Origin of the sequence: Streptomyces sp. NPDC102283 (genome assembly GCF_044766265.1) — a bacterium.
Classification (GTDB): Bacteria; Actinomycetota; Actinomycetes; order Streptomycetales; family Streptomycetaceae; genus Streptomyces.
Genome location: NZ_JBIWLQ010000017.1, coordinates 105323 through 130212 on the forward strand (window position 1 = coordinate 105323; position 24890 = coordinate 130212).

Genomic DNA, 24890 nt, shown 5'->3' on the forward strand with positions numbered 1-24890 from the left:
CCGCGGGCGCTCCGCCGCTCCCGGCGAACGGACAGCGGCCACCTGCCGATGGGATCCGCCGGCACCTGGCCGAAGACCACGCGGTTCAGGCCTGCCGCTGCGTCCTCGTACGTGACCGGATTACGGCGCCCGTGCGACAGGACGCGGTGTCCTGATCAGGAAGGCGGATTCTCGGCCGGAACCACCGGGGAGGGTGTCGGACGCGGTCCGTCGGACGCGGCTCCCGGAGTCGGCCCGATGCCGTCCGCCGGTCCCCGGCGAGTCACACGCGCCGGCCCGGGCCGGGCGGCGACGCACCACCGAAGAAGGAGATGTCCAAGCATGTCCACAGTCACGACGTCCGGAATCTGGACGGCTGTCAGCCCTGCCCCGCCCAACCTCGCCGGTCTCAGCACCGACCACGTCCACTGGGGCGTTCCCGTCGGCGGAGGCAAGAGCGGCTACGTGTTCGCCGGCGGGACGATCGAGGCGAAGGTCGACGGCGCGGAGTTCACGCTGGGTACCTTCACCCACCAGAACTTCCCCATCCAGGGCGGGGCGAACAACAGGTTCGACGTCGATCTCGCGGTGGGCGTCCGGTTCGAGGAGGACGACACCGACCGCGACTTCACCTTCCGTTTCCACCACTTCGAGACGCCCAACGACGGCCCCACCCCCGACGACGAGGTCGACCTTCCCACGAGGGTGTCCCCGGAGAGCGTGACCATCGACGGCGAGGAGTACGCCGTCGTGATCACCGGCTTCAAGCAGAACGGCCAGATCGTCAACAAGTTCATCAGCCCGGAGAACGGTGCAAACAGCGCCCACATCGTCGCCGCGCTCTCCCGCGTGGGCGCCCCCGACGTGGTCATCGCCGACATCCGCCACAAGGGTGCGGTCAAGCGCACGCAGGCCGACGAGTACGTCGAGATCGTCAACCGGGGCACGGCCCCCGGGGACATCTCCGGCTGGACCCTCTTCGCCGACGACCCCGGGCAGAACTTCACCTTCCCGCCGAACACCGTGCTCCAGCCCGGCCAGCGGATCCGTATCTACACCAACGAAGTCCACCCCGAGTGGGGCGGCTACCTCTACGGCAGTGGACGCCCCCTCTGGAACGACAAGGGCGACACCGCCCGCCTCCGCGACACCGATGACACCGTCGTCTCCGACTACAGCTACGGAGCCGGGACCCCCTGACTCCGGGGCCGGGGCCGGGGCCGGGGCCGGGGCCGGGCACGCGAAAGGGCGCGGAGTACGGGACCGTATCCGTACTCCGCGCCCTCGTTCGGGGAGCGACAGAGGTGTCGCCGGGTGACAGGGACCGCGGCGGCGGCGATCGGCCCGGGGGGAGGGCGTCTCCTTCAGGTCAGGAGACGGTCCCCGGGTCCTTCACCACCGCACTGGCATCGCTCGACCGCCGCGGCCTCGTCGTCCTGCCCGTGCCGCGCGGCACCCCTCATCCGGGTGCGCGGTACGGGCAGGGTCCAGGGGGAGGCCTAGTCCTCGCGCAGGGCGCGGACGGCCTTCTCGACGCGCTTGCCGTAGTCGGCGTCGGCGGCGTGGAAGTGGGCGAGGTTCTTCTCGATCACGTCGTCACGGGTGACCTGCGAGAGGCCTCCGGCGATGTTCGCGACCAGGCGGCCCTTCTCGTCCTCCGACATCAGCCGGAAGAGTTCGCCCGCCTGGAAGAAGTCGTCGTCCTTGGTGTGGGCGGGCGCCTCGTGCGTGCCCGTCCAGCCGTGGATCGCCAGCGGTGCGGCGAGTGCCGCGTCGGTCTGCGCCGGACCGGCGTACGAGTTGGGCTCGTAGTTCTTGTCGTGGCGCGAGCCGTTGCGGGTCGCGTGGACGCCGTCGCGGCCGTAGTTGTCGACGACGGCGGTCCGCGGGGCGTTCACCGGCAGGTGGGTGTGGTTGACGCCCAGGCGGTAGCGGTGCGCGTCCGCGTAGGCGAACAGCCGGCCCTGGAGCATCTTGTCCGGGGACGGACCGATGCCGGGCACGAAGTTGTTCGGGGAGAACGCGGCCTGCTCGACCTCGGCGAAGACGTTGTCCGGGTTGCGGTCCAGGACCAGACGGCCGACCCGCTGGAGCGGGTAGTCGCTGTGCGGCCACACCTTGGTGAGGTCGAACGGGTTGAACCGGTAGTCGGCGGCGTCGGCGGCCGGCATTACCTGGACGTGCAGCGTCCAGGAGGGGTTGACGCCGCGTTCGATGGCCTGGAGCAGGTCCGTCTGGTGCGAGTTGGCGTCCTTACCGACGAGCTCGGCGGCCTGGTCGGCGGAGAGGGACCGCACGCCCTGGTTCGTCTTGAAGTGGTACTTGACGAAGAAGGCCTCGCCCGCGGCGTTCGTCCACTGGTAGGTGTGCGAGCCGTAGCCGTTCATGTGGCGGTACGAGGCGGGGATGCCGCGGTCGCCCATCAGCCAGGTGACCTGGTGCGTCGCCTCGGGGGCGTGCGCCCAGAAGTCCCAGACGTTGTCCGGCTCCTGCTTGCCCGTGAACGGGTCGCGTTTCTGCGAGTGGATGAAGTCGGGGAACTTGATCGGGTCCTTGATGAAGAACACCGGGGTGTTGTTCCCGACCAGGTCGTAATTGCCCTCGTCCGTATAGAACTTGAGGGCGAAGCCGCGCGGGTCGCGGACCGCGTCCGCGCCGCCGAGCGAGTCGGCGACGGTCGAGAAGCGGATAAACGTCTCGGTGCGCTTGCCCACCTCGGAGAGGAAGTCGGCGCGGGTGAAGCCCGTGACGTCGTCGGTGACCTCGAAGTAGCCGTACGCGCCGGAACCGCGGGCGTGCACCACGCGCTCCGGGATGCGCTCACGGTTGAAGCGGGCGAGCTTCTCCAGGAGGTGCTGGTCCTGGAGGAGGATCGGTCCACCGACACCGGCGGTGGCGGAGTTCTGGTTGTCGGCGACCGGGGCGCCTGACTCGGTCGTGAGCACACGCTTAGCCATGTGGCGGGATGACCTTTCGTACGAGCTGCTGACGGCTTGAGGAGCGTAGAATCGCCGCGAGACAACGTCAACAGTTTGTTGAAAACGAAGTGTGTGGTTCCGGGCCGCGGCAGCGCCTGGGCGCGACAGGACAGGTGTCAGCGCCACCGCGGCCCGGAGATCAGGGGGCCCGTTCGTGCGGGCCGTGGCCCCGTACGGGGCCAGGGGCTCCTTGCGGAGCGAGGGGGTCAGACCTGGGAGCCGGACAGCCGCTCGACCGAGCGAAGCAGCGCCGAGTGGTCCAGGCCGCCGTCGCCCTGGGCGCGCAGCGAGGCGACCAGCTGGGCGACCACGCCGCCGACGGGCAGGGCCGCGCCGACGTTGCGGGCGGCGTCCGTGACGATGCCCATGTCCTTGTGGTGCAGGTCGATCCGGAAGCCGGGGGCGAAGTCCCGCTTCAGGAAGTTGTCCTTCTTGCGGGTCAGCACGGTCGAGCCGGCGAGGCCGCCGTTGAGCACGTCCAGCGCTGCGGCGAGGTCGACGCCGGACTTCTCGAGGAAGACCACGGCCTCGGCGCAGGCCTGGATGTTGACCGCGACGATCAGCTGGTTGGCCGCCTTCACCGTCTGGCCGGAGCCGTGCGGGCCGCAGAGCACGATGGTCTTGCCCAGCGCCTCCAGCAGCGGCTTCGCGGCGTCGAAGTCCGCCTGCTCGCCGCCGACCATGATGGACAGGACCGCCTCGATGGCGCCGGCCTCGCCACCGGAGACCGGTGCGTCCAGGACCCGGATGCCCTTCTCGGCCGCGTTCTTGGCGAGGTCCACGGAGGTCTGCGGGGTGATGGAGGACATGTCCACCAGCAGCGCGCCGCGCCTGGCGTTCTCCAGGATGCCGTCGGGGCCGTAGGAGATGGCCTCGACCTGCGGGGAGGCGGGCACCATCGTGATGACGACATCCGCGTCCCTGACCGCGTCCGCGATCGAGGAGGCGCCGGTGCCGCCGGCCGCGACCAGCCGGTCGACCTTGTCCTGCTCCAGGGTGTATCCGGTGACGTCGTAACCGGCCTTGATCAGGTTCTCGGACATGGGGGAGCCCATGATGCCGAGGCCGATCCACGCAACCTTGGGGAGGTTGTTGCTCATGAGGGTGCCTTCCTGAAAAACGTTTGTACGTAAGGGGGTTGGGCTCGACCGGGGGTCGGCCCGGCCCGTCCGCAGCCGGTCAGCGGGCCGCTCGGGCCGACGCCGGGAGCCAGTCGAAGGACTCCGCGCTCGGCCGGTCGCCCGGCTTGTACTCCAGGCCGACCCAGCCCGCGTAGCCGGCGTCCTTCAGCTCGTCGAGGAGCTGCTCCAGCGGGAGCGAGCCGGTGCCCGGCGCGCCGCGGCCCGGGTTGTCGGCGATCTGGACGTGGCCGGTCTTCGCGGCGTACGCCTTGATGACCTGGCTCAGGTCCTCGCCGTTCATCGAGAGGTGGTAGAGGTCCAGCAGGAACTTGGCGTTCCCGAGGCCCGTCGCCGCGTTGACCTTGTCGACGACCTCGATCGCGGCCGGTGCGCTGACCAGCGGATAGAGCGGCGACTCCGGCTTGTTGAGGGTCTCGACGAGAAGGATCGCCCCGACCCGGTCCGCCGCGCGGGCGGCCGCCACCAGGTTCTCCAGGGCGAGAGCGTCCTGCGCCGCCGGGTCCGCGCCCTCGACGCGGTTGCCGTACAGCGCGTTGAGCGCCGTGCAGCCGACCGAGGCGGCGAAGTCGGCCGCCACCTCGATGTTGGCCCGGAAGCGGTCCGACTCCGTGCCGGGCACGGAGAGCGCGCCGCGGTCGGGGCCGGGCAGCTGTCCGGCGTAGAAGTTCAGCCCCACCAGCTGGGTGCCGGCGTCGTCGAGCGCCTTCTTGAGGGCGTCGAGCTCCGCCTGCGGAGGAGTGGGGGTCTCGATCCAGGGCCACCACAGCTCGACCGCCGTGAAGCCCGCCGCGGCGGCTGCCGCGGGACGCTCCAGGAGCGGGAGTTCCGTGAAGAGGATCGAAAGGTTCACATTGAAGCGCTGGTCCGTGTATCCCATGAGGATGTCGGCGCTCCTTCCGTATTGCGGAAGTTAGTTTCTGCTTAACGGAAGATTGCCCGGAGGGTGGCGAGGCTGTCAAGGGGGTGCCGGAAAATTCGCCCCGGTCGGCGGGGCATCCGGGCGGGCGGTTGTTCGGTGACCTGTCATCGCGTTGCGCAGGATGCAACTCCGGTTGCACCTCTTGTCGAACGGTCGTCGGCGGGCCAGGGTGGCGAACGCATCCGAAGCAGCCGACCCCCCACACGAGGTGCCTCGCATGAACCCAGCCCCCCACCCGCGCCCCGCTCCCGGCCTCCCCGGCCGCCGAGGTCTCCTCGGCGGCCTGCTGGCGGGAGCCGCCCTGGCCGCCGTCCCCGCCCTCGCCGCTCCCGCCCGCGCGGAGGGGGGCCCGTCTCCCGCGCCCGCCACGCCCGCCGGTCCGCGCGCCACCCGGCCGCTGCTGCTCGGCACGTACACCTCCGAAGGGGGAGGCGGCACCGGCATCGGCACCGCCTCGTACGACACCGGCACCGGCGCGATCACCCCCCGACCGGTGATCACCGGTGTCGAGAACCCCTCCTACCTCGCCACGCACCCCTCCGGCGCCACCGTCTACGCGGTCGCCGAGCAGGCGGCGGGCGCGGTCACCGCCGTCGCGATCGGGCCGGACGGGGCGTACGAGGTGCTCGGCAGCCGCGCCACCGGCGGCTCCGGCCCGACCCATCTCTCCGTCCACCCGTCCGGACGCTGGCTGCTGAGCGCCAACTACACCTCCGGCAGCGTCGTCGTGCACCCGATCGCGGAGGACGGCTCGCTGGGGGAGCGCACCGACCTGGTCGCCCACAGCTCGCCGCCGCCCGGACCCGGGCAGGGCGGGCCGCACGCCCACCAGGTCGTCACCTCGCCGGACGGCGGTCACGTCCTCGCCGTCGACCTGGGCACCGACACCGTGTACACCTACCGGCTCGACGAGTCGGCCGGGACCCTCACCGAGGTCTCCCGGGCCGCTCTGGCACCCGGCTCCGGCCCCCGCCACCTGGCCTTCCACCCCGGTGGACGCTTCGCGTACCTGGCCTGCGAGCTGGACAACACCATGGTCGTCTGCGCGTACGACCCCGCCACCGGCGTCCTCACCCCGGGGCCCGCCCAGTCCACCGGCACGGGGTCAGGCACCAGCTACCCCGCCCAGCCGGTGGTCACCGGGGACGGGGCGTACGTCTACCTCGCCAACCGGGGCCACAACAGCCTCACCCGTTACGCCGTGGAGGGCGGGGGCGCCGCCCTGCGGCTGCTGGACACCGTGCCCGTCGGCGGTGACTGGCCCCGCCAGCTCGCCCTGTCGCCGGACAGCTCCCTGCTCTTCGCCGCGAACCAGCGCTCCTCGACCGTCACCGTGTTCGCGGTCGGCCCCGACGGCTCCCTGACCGGTGCGGGCGCCCCCTTCCCGGCGCCGGTCGCGGTCTGCGTCCTGCCGCTCCCGTAGGCCCTGCGCTCGGGGCCCCGCGCGCACCGGAACGGGGCCCCGTCCAGCGGCTACAGTCGTGGCCGAGCCCCGGGAGCCCGCACCCGGGGCGAGGACATCATGGAGGCACAGTGCGCTTGAGGGTGGAATTCACCACCGAGCCGTTCGATCTCGACGAGGCGCCCACCCACGCGGTGGTGGCCCGCGAGGTGATCCAGGGCGCCGGACTGGACGCCGTCGACGTCGGCCCCTTCGGCAACACCGCGGAAGGGGGCGCGGACGAGGTGCTCACCGCCGTGGACTCCCTGCTGCGGCGGGCCCTGGCCTCGGGCGCCACCCGGGTCTCGCTCCAGGTGAACGTGATCGAGGGGGACGCGTCGTGACCGAATCCGTCGATCACCCCCCGGCCGCCGCCGATATCTCCGCCGCGTCCGACAACCCTTCGGCAACGCTCGACCATCCCCTGGTCTCCGCGGTCAAGCCGCTCGTCGACGCGATGGGCGCGCAGCTGCTGGGCCCGGATCAGGCCCAGCCGGACGACGTCGTGCTCGCCTGGGAGGGGCTGGACGTCATAGCCGTACGCCTTCCGCAGCTCTCCGACTCGCTCGATCACATCCTCGCCGCGATGGAGCGACGGCACGGGATGCCGCTCGCCGACCTGGACCGCAAGGCCAAGCAGGGCGTGGTCCGGACGCTGGAGGCACGCGGTGCCTTCTCCGTACGGCACGGGGTGGAAACGGTGGCCGGCGCCCTGGGCGTCTCCAGGTTCACCGTGTACAACTATCTGAACCGGGAACATACGGCCAAGGGTGAGTAGTTGGCCGAACCCGCCGAACGCACAGGAAAGCCGCCGTCCGCATGTCGGGACGGCGGCTTTCTTCGTTCGCGAGATTTCAACAAAGTGTTGACGTCGTGTTGTGGAGGGCGTTAGCTATCCGCAGCCCGAACAACGCACAGCGAAAAACAGCCACGGAGGCTCCCGTGACTTCGAGCTCCACACCGGGCCTCACCCGGTTCAACACCCTGGCGGACGGCGAGGCCACTCCCGCACTGCACGAGGTGTGTGCCAGTGCGACCTGGGGAAACACCATCCTCGCCGGGCGCCCGTACGCCACCGAAGAAGCCCTGCTCACCGCGAGCGACGCCGCCATGGCGACGCTCGCCGCGGAGGACCTGGCCCAAGCGATGGCGGGCCACCCGCCGATCGGCCGCCCGAAGCCCGGCGACCCGACCTCCTCCCGCGAACAGCGGGGGATGGCCGGCGCCTCCGAGGAGCTCAAGACCGAGATGCTCGAACTGAACCTGGCCTACCAGGAGCGGTTCGGACATGTCTTCCTGATCTGCGCCACCGGCGCCACCGGTGAGCAGATGCGCGACGCGGTGAAGTCCCGGATCGGGAACTCGCCCGAGCAGGAGCAGGAGATCGTGCGCACCGAACTGGGCAAGATCAACCGCGTCCGGCTGACCCGTCTCGTGAAGGAGACCCTCGCAGAGGGCACTTCCGCACAGGACTCTTGAGATCTAGGAGAGTGACGGTCTTGAGTACCGACACGACCGCATCGGTGTCCACCCACATCCTGGACACCAGCATCGGCCGCCCCGCCGCGTCCGTCGCCGTCTCGCTCGCCGCCCGCAGCGGAAGCGACGCGCCGTACGTGACGCTCGGAGCGTCCGCGACCGATGCGGACGGGCGCTGCAAGGACCTCCCGGCACTGCCGGAGGGGACAAGCCATGTGCGTCTCGAATTCGACACCGAGGCGTATTTTTCCAAGAAGCAAGCCGAGGCGCAGCAGGACGCCCCCCGCGTAAGGGACAGCGGCGCGTTCTTCCCGGAGGTGACCATCGCGTTCGCGGTCGCCCCGGGCGAGCACTATCACGTACCGCTGCTGCTCAACCCGTTCGGCTACTCCGTTTACCGAGGGAGCTAGCACCGACATGCCCACGATTCTCGGCCAGAACCAGTACGGCAAAGCAGAGAACCGCGTCGTAAAGATCACGCGGGACGGCGACACCCACCACATCAAGGACCTGAACGTCTCGGTCGCCCTCTCCGGCGACATGGACGACGTCCACTACTCCGGCTCCAACGCCAACGTCCTGCCGACCGACACCACCAAGAACACGGTGTTCGCGTTCGCCAAGGAGCACGGGATCGAGTCCGCCGAGCAGTTCGGCATCCACCTCGCGCGGCACTTCGTCTCCTCCCAGGAGCCGATCCACCGCGCCCGGATCCGGATCGAGGAGTACAGCTGGGAGCGCATCGCGACCTCCGACGGCAACTCCCGCTTCATCGGCGCCGACGAGGTCAGGCACTCCTTCGCCCGCAAGGGCATGGAGACCCGCGTCTCCCAGGTCACCTACGACGGCGACACCTGGGAGGTCATCTCGGGCCTCAAGGACCTGACCGTGATGAACTCGACCAACTCCGAGTTCTGGGGCTACGTCAAGGACAAGTACACGACGCTCAAGGAGGCGTACGACCGCATCCTCGCGACGGACGTCTCCGCCCGCTGGCGCTACAACTGGACCAGCGACGAGCAGCGCATGCCGAACTGGGAGAAGTCCTACGAGCAGGCGCGCAAGCACATGCTCCAGGCCTTCGCCGAGACGTACTCCCTCTCGCTCCAGCAGACCCTGTACCAGATGGGTTCGCGCATCATCAACAGCCGCAGCGAGATCGACGAGATCCGCTTCTCGCTGCCGAACAACCACCACTTCCTGGTGGACCTCGAACCGTTCGGACTGAAGAACGACACCGCCGATGGTGCTGTCTACTTCGCGGCCGACCGTCCCTACGGTCTGATCGAGGCCACCGTGCTCCGGGACGGCGTCGAGCCGAAGATCCCGGTCGACATGACCAACCTCTGACGCGGCACTGAACCGGCCGCCGTCCGTCCACAGCCGGACGGCGGCCGGTCATCCCGGAGGGAACACCCATGGCACAGCCTGCAACGGGGCCGGCAGAAGGCCCATGCACCACCTCACCGACCACCGCTGCCGACACGGCGGTTCACCCGGTCGACGAGAAGCTTCCTCCCGCGCGGCTCGTCCCCGCCGCGCTCCAGCACATCGCCGCCATGTACGCGGGCGTCGTCACCCCTCCGCTGATCATCGGCCAGGCCGTGGGCCTGGACACCGCCGGCATGACCCGGCTCATCGCGGCGAGCCTCCTGATCGCCGGGCTCGCCACCATCCTGCAGACCGTCGGTCTCGGCTGCTTCGCCGGCAACCGGCTGCCCTTCGTCAACGCCGCCTCCTCCGCCGGGATCGCGCCGATGCTCGCCATCGCCGAGACCAGCGCACCCGGTCACCAACTCCCCGCGATCTACGGGGCGGTGCTCGTCGCCGGAGTCTTCTGCCTGGCCGTCGGACCTTTCTTCGGCAGGCTGCTGCGCTTCTTCCCGCCGCTCGTCACCGGCGTGGTCATCACCCTCATCGGCGTCACCCTCATGCCCGTGCCGGTCGCCTGGGCGCAGGGCGGAGACGCCACCGCCGCCGACTTCGGCGCCATGAAGTACCTGGCGCTGGCCGCCTTCACACTCGTCGTCATCCTGCTCATCCAGCGCTTCGGCCGCGGCTTCCTCAAGCAAGTGGCTCTGCTCATGGGCATGTTCGTCGGTACGCTGGCAGCGATCCCGTTCGGACTCGCCGACTTCTCCGCGCTGAAGTCCGCACCTCTCGCCGCCCTGCCGACCCCCTTCGCCTTCGGCGCGCCGGAGTTCCAGCCCGCCGCGATCCTGTCGCTCTGCATCGTCATGCTCGTCCTGATGACGGAGTCCTCCGCCGGAATGCTCGCCCTCGGCGAGATCTGCGACCGCCGCACCGACGGCCGCACGATCACCCGGGGCCTGCGGACCGACGGCATCGCCACCCTCCTCGGTCCGGTCTTCGGAGGCTTTCCCACCAGCGCCTTCGCCCAGAACGTCGGCGTCGTCTCGCTGACCCGCGTACGCAGCCGGTACGTCGTCGCGGCGGCCGGCGGAGCGCTCCTGGTCCTCGGCGCCTTCCCGGTGCTCGGCGCGGTCGTCTCACTCGTCCCGATGCCCGTGCTCGGCGGCGCCGGCATCGTCCTCTTCGGCTCCATCGCGGTGAGCGGCATCCGTACGCTCTCCGAAGCGGGCCTGGACGACAGCTCCAACATCATCCTGGTCGCCGTCGCGCTCGGCGCGGGCATCATCCCGCTCGCCGCGCCCACCTTCTACGCCGGATTCCCGGCCTGGGCGCAGACGGTCCTCGGCTCCGGGATCAGCGCGGGAGCGCTGGTCGCGGTCGTGCTCAACCTGTTCTTCCATCATCTCGGCACCCACAGCCGCACCGCTGTGGCACTCAAATCCTCCTAGGGTCCTGCCGTGCCCACATCGCCACAGAGAGAAGAAGGAAGCGCCATGGCAGCTTCGGCAGACCCTCAGCGCATCATCATCGAGAACTGTTCGATCGCCACCGTCGACGCCCACGACACGGAGTACGCGTCCGGGTACATCGTCGTGGCGGGCAACCGCATCGAGTCCATCGGCGCCGGCAAGGCTCCGGAGGGCCTGACCGGAGTCGTCCGGCGGATCGACGGCACCGGGCACCTCGCCACACCCGGCCTGGTCAACACCCACCACCACTTCTACCAGTGGATCACCCGGGGACTGGCCACCGACCACAACCTCTTCAACTGGCTGGTCGCCCTCTACCCGACCTGGGCGCGCATCGACGAGCCGATGGCCCGCGCCGCCGCGCAGGGCTCGCTCGCCATGATGGCCCGCGGCGGCGTCACCACCGCCATGGACCACCACTACGTCTTCCCGAAGGGCTCCGGCGACCTCTCCGGCGCGATCATCGGCGCGGCCCGCGAGATGGGCGTACGGTTCACCCTCGCCCGGGGCTCCATGGACCGCAGCGAGAAGGACGGCGGCCTGCCCCCGGACTTCGCCGTCGAGACCCTCGAAGGCGCCCTCGCCGCCACCGAGGCCACCGTCGAGGCCCACCACGACGCCTCCTTCGACGCCATGACCCAGGTAGCCGTCGCGCCCTGCTCTCCGTTCTCCGTCTCCACCGAACTGATGCGCCAGGGTGCCGAGTTGGCCCGCCGCAAGGGCGTACGGCTGCATACCCACGGTTCGGAGACCGTCGAGGAGGAGCAGTTCTGCAAGGAGCTGTTCGGGATGGGCCCGACCGACTACTTCGAGTCGACCGGCTGGCTCGGCGACGACGTGTGGATGGCCCACTGCGTCCACATGAACGACTCCGACATCGCCGCCTTCGCCCGTACGGGAACCGGCGTCGCCCACTGCCCGTCCTCCAACGCGCGCCTCGCCGCCGGCATCGCCCGGGTCCCCGACATGCTCGCCGCCGGCGTCCCCGTCGGCCTCGGCGTGGACGGCACCGCCTCCAACGAGTCCGGCGAGCTCCACACCGAGCTGCGCAACGCGCTGCTCATCAACCGCCTCGGCGCCCACCGCGAGGCCGCCCTGAACGCCCGTCAGGCCCTGCGCCTCGGGACCTTCGGCGGGGCCCAGGTGCTGGGCCGCGCCGACCAGATCGGCTCCCTGGAGGCCGGCAAGCTCGCCGACCTCGTCCTGTGGAAGCTGGACACCCTGGCCCACTCCTCGATCGCCGACCCGGTGACCGCGCTCATCTTCGGCGCGGCCGCCCCGGTGACCCTCTCCCTCGTCGACGGCAAGCCGGTCGTCGAGGGCAACCACCTCACCACGGTGGACGAGGACGCCATCGCCCGGGTCACCCGCGACGAGGCCCGCCGCCTCGCGCAGATCGCCGCCGGAGCCTGATTCCGAGCGGTACCCCGCCGGAGTCCGACTCCGTGCGGCATCCCCGCGGAGCAGGCTCCGCGCGGTATCCCCGACCGGCCGGTCGAGGGGGACGGCCCGAGACCGGCCGCCGTGGACCCGAGCGGGGTCCACGGCAGCCGGTCCGGCGGACGCGCGCATGGTGCGCGCCCGCCGGACCGGTGATGAACGCTGCCCGCACGCTCCCGCCGTGCGCGCCCATCCGCACCCCCCTCTGTACGACCTGCACGACCTGCACCACCTGAGAGAGCCGCACCGCCGCACCACTTACGCACCACCTCCCTGAATCCCACGTCGCCGACGACGTGTAACCGACCGGAGGAACCGCCGTGGCCGCCAAGCCCAGGTTTCGCAAAGACGCAGATGCAGCCGCCCCCGACACGACGGCCGACAACGCCGCGGAAACGGGAGACGACCGGAAACACCCGGTCGACGAGACCCTCCCCCCATTGAAGATGTTCACCAGCGGCCTCCAGCACGTGGCCGCCATGTACGCGGGTGTGGTGGCCCCGCCGCTCATCGTGGGGCCGGCCGTCGGCCTCACCGCCAAGGAGACCGCCTTCCTGATGGGGGCGAGCCTGTTCACCGCGGGGATCGCCACCCTGCTCCAGACGATCGGCTTCTGGAAGGTCGGCGCCCGGCTGCCCTTCGTCAACGGCGTCTCGTTCGCCGGGGTCGCCCCGATGATCGCGATAGGCAAGGACCGGGGACACGACGGGATAGCCGTCATATTCGGGGCGATCATCGTCGCGAGCATCCTCGGCTTCGTCCTCGCCCCGTACTTCTGCAAACTGGTCCGCTTCTTCCCACCCGTCGTCACCGGCACCGTGATCACCCTGATCGGCGTCTCCCTCCTCCCGGTCGCCTTCAACTGGTCCCAGGGCGGCAACGCCGCGGCCGACGACTACGGTTCGATGACCAACATCACCATGGCCGCCGTGACCCTGGTCATCGTGCTGGCCCTGCGCAAACTCCTGCGCGGCTTCCTCCAGCAGATCGCGATCCTGCTCGGCCTGGTCATCGGCACGCTCATCGCCATTCCCGCCGGCATCACCGACTTCGGCGCCATCAAGGAAGCCGACGTGGTCGGCTTCCCGACGCCCTTCGCCTTCGGCGCCCCGCAGTTCGAGATCGCCGCCATCATCTCGATGTGCATCGTGATGCTGGTCTGCATGACCGAGTCCACCGCGGACATGCTGGCCCTCGGCAAGATCGTCGGCCGTCCGGCCGACGAGAAGATCATCGAGGGCGGCCTGCGCGCCGACACCCTCGGCAGCGCCATCAGCCCGCTCTTCAACGGGTTCATGTGCAGTGCCTTCGCCCAGAACGTCGGCCTGGTCGCCATGACGAAGATCCGCAGCCGTTACGTCGTCGCGGCGGGCGGCGGCATCCTCATCGTGCTCGGCCTGGTCCCCGTCGCCGCCTCCGTCATCGCCCTCGTACCGCTGCCGGTGCTCGGTGGCGCGGGGATCGTCCTGTTCGGCACCGTCGCGGCCAGCGGCATCCAGACCCTGGCCACCGCCGCCATGGAGAAGGGCGAGAACGCGCTGATCGTGGCGGCGGCCCTCGGTATCGGCCTGATCCCGATCGCGGCGCCGCAGTTCTACCACGCTTTCCCGGAGAGCCTGCTGGTCGTCCTCGACTCGGGCATCTCCACCGGCTGTGTGGTGGCGATCGTGCTGAACCTCGCCTTCAACCACTTCGGCCGCAAGCCCGACGCGGCGGACGAGGAGCAGGCGCCGGGCGAGCATGTGGTGCCGGCCGCGGCCGGGGTCGGAGTCCACTGACCCCGGCGGATCCTGACCGGAGCATCCGGGGCCCCGCGCGACGCGGGGCCCCGGCGGCCGTCCGGCGTTCGTCGGCTGTAGCGTCAGGGGCATGGAAGATCAGTCTGTTGTGGATGTCGGCGATGTGCGCCTCGCGTACCGGACCTGGGGCGACGCGTTCGGCTCGCCCGTCGTGCTGCTGCACGGCCTCGGCGGTTCGGCCGCGAACTGGGAGGCGGCCGGCCCCCTGCTGGGCCAGGAGTGGCGGGTCTTCGCCCTGGACCTGCGCGGCCACGGCGAGAGCGACTGGCCCGACGACTACGCCCTGGACCTGATGGCCGAGGACGTGGTGGGCTTCCTCGACGAGCTGGAGCTGGACCGGGTCGGCCTCGTCGGCCACGGCATGGGCGGGGTCGTCGCCCGGCTGGTGGCCCAGGAGCACTCCGACCGGGTGGAGCGCCTCGTGCTGGTGGAGACCCCGGCCCCGTTCCCCGGCGACCCGGGCCCGGCGGGCCGGGCCGAGGGCCCGGTGGACTACGACGAGAACGCGGTGCCCGCCGTACGCGACCAGCTCGCCGACCCCGGCCCGGACGCCGACGAGGCCCTCGGCGACATCGTCTCCCCGACGATGATCATCACCGGCGGCCCGGAGAGCACGATGGAACAGCACCGCCAGGCCGACGTGGCCTCCCTGATCCCGGACTGCCGGCTGATCACGGTCCCGGGCGGACACCGGATGCACGAGACCCGGGCGGACCAGGTGGCCGCGCACGTCACGGAGTTCTTCACCAGCTGACCGGGCTGCCGCCACGGAGTCCCTCACCGGTGGGGGAGCCGCCAGGTCCGACCGCCGGCCCCGGAAGTGGTGCTGGGGTCCGTCTCCTCTCAGCTGCCCGGCCGCCAGTCCGGACGGCGGCCGCTGAGAGCGATCACCCGGTCCAGCAGCGCGGCTTCGTCCGGCACCGGAACAGGCACCCCGAAGAGGCTGTTGCCGTCGGAGCCGTCGGAGCCGTCGGAGCCGTCGGAGCCGTCGGAGCCGTCGGAGCCGTCGGAGCCGCCAGCCGTATCAGCGGCAGCGACAGGGACACCGTCCGGGCCGTCCTCCTCCGCCGGGGCGAGCAGGGCCTCGCAGGACCGCAGTTCTGCCTCGCCCGCCGCGTACGGCTGCCCGGTCGACCGGGCCAGGTCCCAGCCGTGGACGACGAGTTCGTTGAGCGCGACGGCCCCGGCCACCTCGCCGGGCAGTTCCACCCCGCCCGCCCGGGTCATGCCCGTCCAGGCGTCGGGCGAGCGCCAGGCCGCCGCCATCTCGTCCAGTCGTCGGGGCAGCACCTCGCGCCAGTCGTCGTCGAGGACGGGAAGGGCGGCGTCCGGGGAGACCGCCGTGCTCGCCCCGAGATCCTTGCGGGCGGCGTCGCGGAAGGCGGTGGCCAGCCCGGTGAGATGGCCGAGCAGCTCCCGCACGGCATAGTCGGGGCAGGGTGTGGGACTGTCCAGCCGGCTGTCATCGACCGGACCGAGCAGCGCGGCGATCCGCCGGGCGGCCGGCTCCAGGTCGGGAGGAGCGGCGGCATCCGACACGGGGTTCTCCTGTGCGTCCATACAGGGAAGACCCTTCGACCGCCGAAAACTCATCGTCCCGAGATCCTGTCCCATGGCCTGTCCGGACCGCGGTAGGGCGGCGCACACCGTCACATAGCGGATGGTTCCTCGCCGTCCTCTTGTCGGCGACCCCCGCTCCATGGCATACAGGTCTGGACCATTGCTGTCCGGATGGAAGGCACCACCGTGCAACGCCCCCACATCTCTGCCGCGTTGACCTGTTCCGCCCTGCTTCTCGCACCCCTCCTCTCCGCCTGCGGTGGCACCGCCGAAGCCGACACGCAGCCTCCCGGCACCCCCAAGGGCGTGACCGCCCAGGCCAGCAGCTCCACCTCGGTGCACGTCATGTGGGAAGGCGCCTCCGACAACAAGAAGGTCGCCGGATACGAGATCTACCGTGGAAAGGCCAAGGTCAAGAGCGTCCCGGCGACGAAGACCATGATCGACGTCGACGGGCTGACGGCCTCGACGGACTACACCTTCAGCGTCCGGACCAAGGACACGGCGGGGAACCTCTCCGCGCCCAGCAAGGCCGTCCCCGTCACCACCCAGGCCACCCCGCCCAAGGACGACACGCCCCCCACCGTTCCGGCGAAGCTGACGGGCAGCGCCGACGGAAAACGTGCCGCCACCCTCACCTGGGGCGCGGCCAAGGACGACGTCGGCGTCACCTCGTACGACATCTACCAGGAGGACTCCCGGATCCACAGCGTTCCGGCCTCCGAGACCACGGCGAAGCTCACGGGGCTGCGCCCGGGGACCGTCTACACCTTCACCGTGCGGGCCCGGGACGCCTCCGACAAGTCCTCGGCCGACAGCAACGTGCTCGACCTCACCACCGAGTCCGCCCCCGGAGCCCCCGCCAGCACCGCTCCCACCGGTCTGCGCGCCGAGGTGGGCAAGGAGGGCAGCGACTTCGTCCTCGACCTCTCCTGGGACCAACCCGAGACGGGCGGAGTCATCCCTGCCTACGAGCTCTATCTGAACGGCAAGCTGACCACCACGATCGTCTGGGGCGGTACGCCTCCCAAGGGGCGCGCCACCTACCGGCTGGACATTTCCGATCCGGCGGGCACCCGCTATTCGCTGAAGCTCAGGGCCAAGCTTCCGGACGGCAAGTGGGGTGACTTCTCGGCCCAGCGAACGGTCGTCCTGACGGGCTGAGGCCCACTCGGCCGCCGTTCTCCAGGCGAGCGGCGCGCAGCCCACCATGGTCCATTGGTCCCAGAGGGCCAGAGGACCGAAGGGGCTGAACCATGGACCTGGGAGACGACCTGAGCACGCGGGTCGACGCGCTGATGGACGGTCTCGTCGCCGACCTGGAGAGGCTGACGGCCATTCCGTCCATCGCCTTCCCCGGCTTCCCGCCCGAGCCCGTGCGCGAGGCCCACGACCTCCTCGTGGACCTGTTGCGCGGCGCGGGCGTGGAGCGGGTGGAGCGGCTGGACCTTCCCGACACCGCACCGGTCATCGTCGCGGAGATCCCGCCGCCGGCCCCGGGCGCGCCGACCGTCCTGCTCTACGGCCACTACGACGTCCAGCCGCCCGGCGACGAGGCGCTGTGGCTCTCGCCGCCCTTCGAACCCACCCGCGTCGAGGGCGGGCTGAGGGCCCGGGGCATCGCCGACGACAAGTCCAGCATCATCGTCCACCTGGGGGTCCTCCGTGCTTGCGAAGGCCGCCCCCCGGTCGGGGTGAAGATCGTCCTGGAGGGCCAGGAGGAGTACGGAAGCGCCTTCGACGACTACCCGCCCACCGACCCGGGCCGGTTCGCCCGCGACGCGATGGTCATCGCGGACATGGGCAACCTCCGTCCCGGCAGCCCCACCCTCACCACGGGGCTGCGCGGCGCGGCGGAGGTCTTCGTGGAGGTCCGCACCCTCGCCGAACCCCGGCACAGCGGCGAGTTCGGGGGTGCGGCCCCCGACGCCCTGCTCGCCCTCCTCAAGGCCCTGGCCACCCTCCACGACGTCCACGGCGACGTGGCGGTGGAGGGCCTGCGCCGGGAGGAATGGACCGGTGCCATCTGTACGGAGGACGAGTTCCGGTCCCTCGCCGGTGTCCAGGAGGGCATGCCCCTCATCGGCTCCGGTGGCCTCGGCGAGCGCCTCCGGAGCGGCCCGGCGGTCACCGTCATCGGCATCGACGCCCCGAGCGTCGACCACGCGGCCTCCGCCGTCGTCCCGTACGCCCGCGCCGAACTGAATCTGCGGTTCCACCCCGAGCAGGACCCGAGGGAAGCCCAGGACCACCTCGTCACCCATCTGGAGTCCCTGCTCCCGTTCGGTATCCCGCTCACCGTCACGGCGGGCGACACGGGCCCCGGATACGAACCCGCGACCGAGGGTCCGGCGTACCGTGCCGCTCGTACCGCGCTCCGGGAAGGCTGGGGAAGCGAACCGGCCCTCGTCGCGAGCGGCGGATCGATCCCCCTGGTCAACGGTCTGGCCAAGGCGGTCCCCGACGCCGAGGTCCTCCTCTTCGGTGCCCAGGACGGCATGTGCAACCTGCACGCCCCGAACGAGCGCGTCCTCTTCTCGGAGCTGCGGTCGGCGGTGATCGCGGAGGCCGCGTTCCTGCGCGAGTACGCGAAGACGTACGAAAGCACGACGGGCGGGGGCACGACGTACGGGAGCACGGCATGAGCAGCGCGGCCGACACGAAACCGGCTCCGGAGGAGGAGCCCCCGGCCAAGGGGAAGTTCACCTTCCCCAGCGCCCTCACGATCCTCGCGGTCGTCACGCTGGCCGTCTGGGCGCTTGCCTTCCTGATCCCGCCCGGGGCGTACGACCGCGACGCGGAGGGAGCCCCGGTCCAGGGCACGTACCATCGCGTCGACTCCGACCAGAGCTTCGTGGACCGCCTGAACGACCTCTTCCTCTCCCCGGTCAACGGCCTCTACGGCGTCCAGGACGCGAAGACGGGCGAGGTCGGCCCGGACCTGGCCGGCGAACTGTACGGCAGCGCGGGCGTGTTCCTCTTCGTGCTCGCCATCGGCGCGTTCATCACCGTGGTGTTCGCGACCGGCGCCCTGGACCGGGGCATCGGCCGCCTCGCGCACCGGCTGCGCGACCGGGGAGCGCTGCTCATCGCCGGAGTGATGCTGGTCTTCTCCCTCCTCGGCACCGTCGAGGGGTTCGCGGAGGAGACGCTCGGCTTCTACGGCCTGATCATCCCGCTGATGCTGGCCCTCGGCTACGACCGCATGGTGGCCACCGGCACGATCATCCTCGGCGCGGGCATCGGGGTGCTCTGCTCCACGGTGAACCCCTTCGCCACCGGAGTCGCGTCCTCCGCCGCCGACATCTCGCTCGGCGACGGCATCGTCTTGCGCGCGATCATGTGGGTGGTTTTGACGGCGGTGACGATCGGCTACGTCATCCGGTACGCGGTCCGTGTCCGCGAGAACCCCGACCGCTCGCTCTCCGGCTTCCTGCCCGGTGACCGCGAGCACAACGCGGCGGACGCGGGGGAGCCCCCGGAGCTGACCGGGCTCCACCGGACCGTCCTCGTCCTGGTCGCCCTGGTCTTCAGCTTCATGATCTTCTCGGTCGTCCCGTGGTCCAGCGCCCTCACGGGCGACGCCGACGCCACCCCGTACGGCTTCGAACTCGGCTGGTCCTTCCCCCGGCTGGCCGCCCTGTTCCTGGTCGCGGCGGTCTTGGTCGGCGTCGTCGCCCGGTTCGGCGAGCAGAGGCTCAGCGCGACGATCATCCAGGGCGCGGCGGACTTCATCTCCCCGGCCCTGGTCATCGTCCTCGCGCGCGGCGTCACGGTCATCATGAACAACTCGCGGATCACCGACACCGTGCTGCACTCCATCGAGGGCGTGGTCTCGGGCACCTCGTCGGCGCTGTTCGCGGTCTTCGTCTTCCTCGTCAACCTGCCGCTCGCCTTCCTCATCCCCTCCACCTCCGGCCACGCCACCCTGGCGATGCCGATCCTGGCCCCCCTCGCCGACTTCGCCGGTGTCTCCCGCGCCGTGGTCGTCACGGCGTGGCAGGCGGCGAGCGGCTGGATGAACCTCTGGGTCCCGACGACGGCGGTCACCATCGGCGGGGTGGCCCTGGCGAAGATCGGTTACGACAAGTACCTGCGGTTCGTCTGGCCGCTGCTGGCGATCCTGTTCGCCCTCATCTGCGGGTTCGTGGCGCTGGGGGCGGTGTGGACCTGAGGGGCCGGAGGGTGGGCGCCCCGCGGGCGAGCCCGGGCCGCGCAGCCTCAGGCACACGCCACCGCCCCCGGCGCTGTGCGGTGCCGGGGGCGGTGACGCTGCTGTGCCGTGAGGTCAGCGCAGCTGCTCGTACGCGGGCAGCGTCAGGAAGTCCGCGTAGTCCTGGTCCAGGGAGACCTGGAGCAGGAGGTCGTGGGCCTGCTGCCACTTGCCTGCGGTGAAGGTCTCCTCGCCGATCTCCTCGCGGATCGCGGTCAGTTCCTCGGCGGCGACCTTGCGGGCCAGGTCCGCGGTGGCGTGTTCGCCGTTCTCGAAGACCACGTCGGCGTTGATCCACTGCCAGATCTGCGAGCGGGAGATCTCCGCGGTGGCGGCGTCCTCCATCAGGTTGAAGATGGCGACCGCCCCCAGGCCGCGCAGCCAGGCCTCGATGTAGCGGATGCCGACCGCGACGGCGTTGCGCAGGCCGTCGTAGGTCGGGCCGGCGTCGAGGGTGTCGATGGCGATCAGGTCGCCCGGGGCCACCGAGACGTCCTCGCGGAGGCGGTCCTTCTGGTGGGGCTTCTCGCCGAGGACGGCGTCGAAGGAGGCCAGGGCGATCGGGACCAGGTCGGGGTGGGCGACCCAGGAGCCGTCGAAGCCGTCGTGCGCCTCGCGGTCCTTGTCCGCCTTGACCTTCTCGAAGGCCACCTTGTTGACCTCGGCGTCGCGGCGCGAGGGGATGAAGGCGGCCATGCCGCCGATCGCGTGCGCGCCGCGCTTGTGGCAGGTGCGGACCAGGAGTTCGGTGTACGCCCGCATGAACGGGGCGGTCATCGTCACCGCGTTGCGGTCCGGGAGGACGAACTTGGACCCGCCGTCACGGAAGTTCTTGACGATGGAGAAGAGGTAGTCCCAGCGGCCGGCGTTCAGCCCGGAGGCGTGGTCGCGCAGCTCGTGGAGGATCTCCTCCATCTCGTAGGCGGCGGTGATCGTCTCGATCAGCACCGTCGCGCGGACCGTGCCCTGCGGGATGCCGACGTAGTCCTGGGCGAAGACGAAGATGTCGTTCCAGAGGCGGGCCTCCAGGTGCGACTCCGTCTTCGGCAGGTAGAAGTACGGGCCCTTGCCGAGGTCGATCAGGCGCTGCGCGTTGTGGAAGAAGTAGAGGCCGAAGTCGACGAGCGCGCCCGGCACGGAGACCCCGTCCAGCTGGAGGTGGCGCTCCTCCAGGTGCCAGCCGCGCGGGCGCATGACGACGGTGGCGAGTTCGTCGGCGGACTTCAGCGCGTACGACTTGCCCGACCTCGGGTCGGTGAAGTCGATGCGGCGCTCGTAGGCGTCGGTGAGGTTGAGCTGGCCGAGGACGACGTTCTCCCACGTGGGGGCGGACGCGTCCTCGAAGTCGGCGAGCCAGACCTTCGCGCCCGAGTTCAAGGCGTTGATGGTCATCTTGCGGTCGGTCGGACCGGTGATCTCCACCCGGCGGTCGTTCAGCGCCGCCGGGGCGGGCGCGACCTTCCAGGAGTCGTCCGCGCGGACCGCCGCCGTCTCGGGCAGGAAGTCCAGCGTGGAGGTGCGGGCGATCTCGGCGCGGCGCTCACCGCGCCGGGCGAGCAGCTCATTGCGGCGCGGGGTGAACTGCCGGTGCAGTTCGGCCACGAACGCGAGGGCCGCGTCGGTCAGGACCTCTTCCTGCCGGGGCAGGGGCTCGGCATCGACGATGGCCAGCGTGGACGGCGCTGGTGCGGACATGAGCTGTCACTCCTTCAGCGGGCGGCGGCGTCTCATGGCCGCCGGGTCGCCTGAGACGGCACGGCGTGCCATGGCTCCGAGATACGGCCGTGGGTGCCGTCTGAGGTTCAGAGGGCTTCTGACCAGTGGATAGTAGTTTCCTCATGGTGGAAGTTCAATGGTTTGTTGATGTCGAGATTCTCCGGGTCGACAGAAACGGTCCGATGGCGGCGCAGCGTGCCAGCGCGGCCACGCACGGTGGACGACGAGCGGGTCCGCACGGTCACTCCAGGTGCTTCAGGTCCTGCGAGGTGTCGATGTCGTACGCCTCGGCCACATCCGAACACTCCACGAGCGTGATCGCATCGCGGTGCTCCCGCAGATACGCCCGCGCACCCCGGTCGCCCACCGCCCCCGCCGCGATGTCCGCCCACCGGTCCACCCCGAACAGCACCGGATGGCCCCGCTCCCCGCCGTACGAGGCGGCCGCCAGACTGGTCCGCGAGCGGTACGCGCGACGCACCCGCGCCACCGCCTCCGCCCCGATCCCGGGCTGATCGACCAGAAGGACGAGCGCCGCGTCCGCGTCCGTCGCGCCCAGGGCGGCCAGGCCCGACCGGAGGGAGGAGCCCATGCCCTCCTCCCAGTCCGGGTTCACCGTCACCGCGCAGCCCGCGAGGTCCGCGCGGGCCCGCACCTGGTCCGCCGCCGCGCCCAGCACCACGTGCAGCGGGCCGCAGCCGCCGTCGCGCAGGGAGCGCACCGCGTGCTCGATCAGCGGGCGGCCCCGGTGCTCCAGCAGCGCCTTCGGCCGGCCGCCGAGCCGGCGGCCTCCGCCGGCGGCCAGCAGTACCCCCGCGACCTCGGGGTTCTTCGCGGCGGAAGCCATGTCCGCGGTCCTCTCCGTAGCCGTGCCTGTCCTCGTGTCCGTGACCATGGGGCCTGGATACCACTGAGCGCTTCGCACACGCGACACGCATGTCACCCTCAGGGGTCACCCCGATTTCTTTCCGTGGGCTGGCGCGCACTGCCTGTCATGGCGTTAACTTGCGGGCACACCCGGAGACTTGGCCACAGCCCGGGTACGGGGGTCACACCGGCACAGGGACGTGCGAGGGGGAGTGCTGTGTTGCGAAGCGTGGGGCAGAAGCGCCTGACCGGCAGCGACGAGGACCCGAGGGTGGCCGAGCTGCGGATGGCCGTCTCCCGGCTCCGCCGTGAACTGGCCGGGCTCCGGACCGAATTCCCGGACCGGCCGATCGCCGAGGACGAGCTGGCGGCCCTGGCCTCGATGGCCGTCAGCGGTGTGCCGGAGATTCCCCGTATGCGCCGCTCCCTGCTGCTGATCGCGGGGGCGATCGGCTCGGTGAGCGCGGTGGCGGCAGCCCTGCGCGAGGTGCGCAACGCGGTCGACCTCTTCGGGGAGCCCCCGCGCGCGTGAAACGCGGAGCGGAGCCCCCCGCGCGGCTGACCCGCGGTGCGCGAGCCCGGCTTCAGCGACGGATGAGCCTGCGGGCCGTGGCCGCCGCGACCGCCGACGTACGGGAGTCGACGCCCAGCTTGGCGTAGATGTGCACCAGGTGTGACTTGACCGTCGCCTGGCTCAGGAACAGCCGCTTGCTGATCTGCAGGTTCGACAGGCCCTCCCCGACCAGCTGGAGCACCTCCAGCTCCCGCCGGGTCAGCGCCTCCGCCGGTGTGCGCATCCGGTCCATCAGCCGGTGCGCCACCGACGGCGCGAGCGCGGAGCGGCCCGCCGCCGCCGTGCGCACCGCCGCCGCCAGCTCCTGCGGCGGCGCGTCCTTGAGCAGATAGCCGCTCGCCCCCGCCTCGACCGCCGCCAGGATGTCCGCGTCGGAGTCGTAGGTGGTGAGGATCAGGACCCGGGGGCCGTCCGGTGCGGCGGTGATCGTCGCCGTGGCCTCGGAGCCGTGCAGGCCCGCGCCGAACTGGAGGTCCATCAGGACCACGTCGAAGCCGCCCGCCGCGGCCAGGGCGACGGCCTCCTCCGCGGTGGCGGCCTCACCGGCGACCCGGAAGTCCGGCTCGGTGTCCAGGACCGCGCGCAGCCCCGCCCGGACGACCGGATGGTCGTCCGCCAGCAGCAGCCGGATCGCGTCCCCGCTCATGCCGCACGCTCCGCTTCCGCGACGGGCAGCGGCAGCGTGAGGGCCACCGCCGTGCCCTGCCCCGGCGCCGACTCCACGCTCAGCGCACCGCCGAGCGACCCGGCGCGCGCCCGCATCGCCGGCAGTCCGAAGCCGCCGTCGCCGCGCTCGTGGACCGGCGCCCCCGACGGGTCGAAGCCCCGCCCGTCGTCCACGACGTCCAGCGCCACCGAGGTGTCCATGAAGCTCAGGGTGATCTCCGCCCGCCCGGCCCGCGCATGGCGCACCGTGTTGGCCAGCGCCGACTGCGCGGTCCGCAGCAGTGCCACCTCGTACGGCGTCGGCAGCTCCACCGGGGTGCCGCTCACCGCGAACCGTACGGTCAGCTCCGGTGCGGTCGTCCGGGCGCAGAGCCGCTCCAGCGCCGCGGCCAGCGAACCGTGCTCCAGGTCCGGCGGCGTCAGCGCGCGGACGAAGGACCGGGCCTCGGCGAGATTGGCCTGCGCGGCCTCGCGGGCGGCCCGCACGTGCTCGGCTGCCGGCGCGTCCTCGGGCAGTGAGCGCTCGGCGGCGCGCAGCAGCAGCTGGATGCTGGACAGGCCCTGGGCCAGCGTGTCGTGGATCTCCCGGGCGAGGCGCTCGCGCTCGGCGAGGGTCCCGGCCGTGCGTTCGGCCTCGGCCAGCTCCGCGCGGGTGGCGACCAGCTCCACGATCAGCTCGCGCCTCCGTTCGCTCTCCCGGAAGAGCGCGTCGTACCCGAGGACGGTGGCGACGGCGACCGCCGCGCCGATCAGCGGCCCGATGAACGCGCCGGGCTCGATCTCCTGCCGGTGCACGACGAAGCCGGTGATCGCGGCGCCCGCGGTGACCACGACGGCGGGCAGCGCCCAGCGCATCGGCAGGATGTGGAGCTGGAGGAAGTAGAGCGGGAACGCCACCCACAGGGCATCCGGCGACAGGACCAGCAGCGCGGCCCACAGGACGCCGAGCCCCGCCAGCCACACGGCCCCCGCCCGGCTTCCCGGCTGTACGGAGGAGGCGAGCGGCCCCGCCGCGTACAGGGCCGCCATCAGCGCCGCCACCACCACGACCGCCGCTGTGTGCGGCACGTCCTCGCTCACCGCGCGGACCACCACCAGGACCAGCAGCCCCATCAGCAGGGCGTGCAGACAGAGCCGCAGGGCTGCCGTGACGTGGGTGTGCGAACGCGAATCCATGGTCCGTCCAGCGTAGCCGCGGGCTCCCCGGACCCAGTCAATCGAAAGGTTGATCCCGGGCCCGTCCGCCGCGCGATGTTTTCCCGCCCGCGCCGCAC

23 protein-coding genes are annotated in these 24890 nt (G+C 71.1%); 15 read left to right on the top strand and 8 right to left on the bottom strand.

Features of this window, described 5'->3' with window-relative positions; genetic code table 11:
• Nucleotides 1-321: 321 nt before the first annotated feature.
• A complete protein-coding gene (locus ACIRJT_RS29110) occupies nucleotides 322-1179 on the top strand; it encodes a choice-of-anchor K domain-containing protein (protein ID WP_403914750.1) in 858 nt (285 codons plus the stop codon).
• A gap of 299 nt (nucleotides 1180-1478) precedes the next feature.
• On the opposite strand, the gene ACIRJT_RS29115 is transcribed toward ACIRJT_RS29110, so the two are convergent.
• The 3 genes from ACIRJT_RS29115 to ACIRJT_RS29125 form a co-directional block, all read right to left on the bottom strand.
• Nucleotides 1479-2936, bottom strand: a complete 1458-nt coding sequence (locus ACIRJT_RS29115) for a catalase (RefSeq protein ID WP_402019742.1) — start codon at nucleotides 2934-2936, stop codon at nucleotides 1479-1481.
• Between the two features lie 227 nt (nucleotides 2937-3163).
• The gene (locus ACIRJT_RS29120) at nucleotides 3164-4057 is read right to left on the bottom strand and encodes a 2-hydroxy-3-oxopropionate reductase (RefSeq protein WP_403914753.1); all 894 of its coding nucleotides are present in this window, start codon (nucleotides 4055-4057) and stop codon (nucleotides 3164-3166) included.
• 79 nt (nucleotides 4058-4136) lie between these two features.
• Complete coding sequence (locus ACIRJT_RS29125) at nucleotides 4137-4976, bottom strand: TIM barrel protein (RefSeq protein ID WP_403914756.1); 840 nt, start codon at nucleotides 4974-4976, stop codon at nucleotides 4137-4139.
• Between the two features lie 259 nt (nucleotides 4977-5235).
• On the opposite strand from ACIRJT_RS29125, the gene ACIRJT_RS29130 reads away from it, so the two are divergent.
• The 10 genes from ACIRJT_RS29130 to ACIRJT_RS29175 all read left to right on the top strand — a co-directional run bounded on the left by ACIRJT_RS29130 (nucleotide 5236) and on the right by ACIRJT_RS29175 (nucleotide 14774).
• Nucleotides 5236-6441 carry a lactonase family protein gene (locus tag ACIRJT_RS29130; RefSeq protein WP_403914759.1) on the top strand — a complete coding sequence of 402 codons (1206 nt, stop codon included), beginning with the start codon at nucleotides 5236-5238 and terminating at the stop codon, nucleotides 6439-6441.
• Nucleotides 6442-6551: 110 nt separating this feature from the next.
• Complete coding sequence (locus ACIRJT_RS29135) at nucleotides 6552-6803, top strand: hypothetical protein (RefSeq protein ID WP_056698136.1); 252 nt, start codon at nucleotides 6552-6554, stop codon at nucleotides 6801-6803.
• 113 nt (nucleotides 6804-6916) lie between these two features.
• Nucleotides 6917-7237: a helix-turn-helix domain-containing protein gene (locus ACIRJT_RS29140; protein ID WP_403914905.1), complete on the top strand. Its 321-nt coding sequence runs from the start codon at nucleotides 6917-6919 to the stop codon at nucleotides 7235-7237.
• Between the two features lie 164 nt (nucleotides 7238-7401).
• Complete coding sequence (uraD, locus tag ACIRJT_RS29145; RefSeq protein ID WP_403914762.1) at nucleotides 7402-7938, top strand: 2-oxo-4-hydroxy-4-carboxy-5-ureidoimidazoline decarboxylase; 537 nt, start codon at nucleotides 7402-7404, stop codon at nucleotides 7936-7938.
• Between the two features lie 20 nt (nucleotides 7939-7958).
• Nucleotides 7959-8348 (top strand): hydroxyisourate hydrolase, encoded by a 390-nt coding sequence (gene uraH, locus ACIRJT_RS29150; RefSeq protein ID WP_279568069.1) that lies wholly within the window; start codon nucleotides 7959-7961, stop codon nucleotides 8346-8348.
• A gap of 7 nt (nucleotides 8349-8355) precedes the next feature.
• Nucleotides 8356-9288 carry a factor-independent urate hydroxylase gene (gene pucL / locus ACIRJT_RS29155; RefSeq protein WP_403914766.1) on the top strand — a complete coding sequence of 311 codons (933 nt, stop codon included), beginning with the start codon at nucleotides 8356-8358 and terminating at the stop codon, nucleotides 9286-9288.
• Between the two features lie 68 nt (nucleotides 9289-9356).
• Nucleotides 9357-10760 (top strand): nucleobase:cation symporter-2 family protein, encoded by a 1404-nt coding sequence (locus ACIRJT_RS29160; RefSeq protein ID WP_403914769.1) that lies wholly within the window; start codon nucleotides 9357-9359, stop codon nucleotides 10758-10760.
• Nucleotides 10761-10805: 45 nt separating this feature from the next.
• A complete protein-coding gene (locus tag ACIRJT_RS29165; protein ID WP_403914772.1) occupies nucleotides 10806-12194 on the top strand; it encodes an 8-oxoguanine deaminase in 1389 nt (462 codons plus the stop codon).
• Nucleotides 12195-12541: 347 nt separating this feature from the next.
• Nucleotides 12542-13999, top strand: coding sequence for a nucleobase:cation symporter-2 family protein (locus ACIRJT_RS29170; RefSeq protein WP_403914774.1), 1458 nt, complete (start codon nucleotides 12542-12544; stop codon nucleotides 13997-13999).
• Between the two features lie 91 nt (nucleotides 14000-14090).
• On the top strand, nucleotides 14091-14774 hold the full coding sequence (locus ACIRJT_RS29175) for an alpha/beta fold hydrolase (protein ID WP_403914777.1): 684 nt from the start codon (nucleotides 14091-14093) through the stop codon (nucleotides 14772-14774).
• Between the two features lie 89 nt (nucleotides 14775-14863).
• Here ACIRJT_RS29175 and ACIRJT_RS29180 read toward each other — a convergent pair whose 3' ends face one another.
• Nucleotides 14864-15580, bottom strand: coding sequence for a TIGR03086 family metal-binding protein (locus ACIRJT_RS29180; RefSeq protein ID WP_403914779.1), 717 nt, complete (start codon nucleotides 15578-15580; stop codon nucleotides 14864-14866).
• Nucleotides 15581-15751: 171 nt separating this feature from the next.
• Between ACIRJT_RS29180 and ACIRJT_RS29185 the strand changes: the two genes are divergently transcribed.
• The 3 genes from ACIRJT_RS29185 (at nucleotide 15752) to ACIRJT_RS29195 (ending at nucleotide 19754) form a co-directional block, all read left to right on the top strand.
• Complete coding sequence (locus ACIRJT_RS29185) at nucleotides 15752-16744, top strand: fibronectin type III domain-containing protein (protein WP_403914782.1); 993 nt, start codon at nucleotides 15752-15754, stop codon at nucleotides 16742-16744.
• 92 nt (nucleotides 16745-16836) lie between these two features.
• Nucleotides 16837-18225: a M20/M25/M40 family metallo-hydrolase gene (locus ACIRJT_RS29190; RefSeq protein WP_403914784.1), complete on the top strand. Its 1389-nt coding sequence runs from the start codon at nucleotides 16837-16839 to the stop codon at nucleotides 18223-18225.
• Nucleotides 18222-19754, top strand: coding sequence for a YfcC family protein (locus ACIRJT_RS29195; RefSeq protein WP_403914786.1), 1533 nt, complete (start codon nucleotides 18222-18224; stop codon nucleotides 19752-19754). Before ACIRJT_RS29190 ends, ACIRJT_RS29195 begins: the two co-directional genes overlap by 4 nt.
• A 114-nt stretch (nucleotides 19755-19868) precedes the next feature.
• Here ACIRJT_RS29195 and aceB read toward each other — a convergent pair whose 3' ends face one another.
• Both aceB and ACIRJT_RS29205 read right to left on the bottom strand, forming a co-directional pair.
• Nucleotides 19869-21488: a malate synthase A gene (gene aceB / locus ACIRJT_RS29200; RefSeq protein ID WP_403914789.1), complete on the bottom strand. Its 1620-nt coding sequence runs from the start codon at nucleotides 21486-21488 to the stop codon at nucleotides 19869-19871.
• A 262-nt stretch (nucleotides 21489-21750) separates the two neighbouring features.
• Nucleotides 21751-22356: an NTP transferase domain-containing protein gene (locus tag ACIRJT_RS29205; RefSeq protein ID WP_403914791.1), complete on the bottom strand. Its 606-nt coding sequence runs from the start codon at nucleotides 22354-22356 to the stop codon at nucleotides 21751-21753.
• A 249-nt stretch (nucleotides 22357-22605) separates the two neighbouring features.
• Here ACIRJT_RS29205 and ACIRJT_RS29210 point away from each other — a divergent pair, with 249 nt between their 5' ends.
• Complete coding sequence (locus ACIRJT_RS29210; RefSeq protein WP_403914794.1) at nucleotides 22606-22908, top strand: DUF5955 family protein; 303 nt, start codon at nucleotides 22606-22608, stop codon at nucleotides 22906-22908.
• A 52-nt stretch (nucleotides 22909-22960) separates the two neighbouring features.
• On the opposite strand, the gene ACIRJT_RS29215 is transcribed toward ACIRJT_RS29210, so the two are convergent.
• Together ACIRJT_RS29215 and ACIRJT_RS29220 are read right to left on the bottom strand one after the other, a co-directional pair.
• Complete coding sequence (locus ACIRJT_RS29215; RefSeq protein WP_403914796.1) at nucleotides 22961-23596, bottom strand: response regulator; 636 nt, start codon at nucleotides 23594-23596, stop codon at nucleotides 22961-22963.
• Nucleotides 23593-24792, bottom strand: coding sequence for a sensor histidine kinase (locus ACIRJT_RS29220; RefSeq protein ID WP_403914798.1), 1200 nt, complete (start codon nucleotides 24790-24792; stop codon nucleotides 23593-23595). Before ACIRJT_RS29220 ends, ACIRJT_RS29215 begins: the two co-directional genes overlap by 4 nt.
• Nucleotides 24793-24890 lie beyond the last annotated feature (98 nt).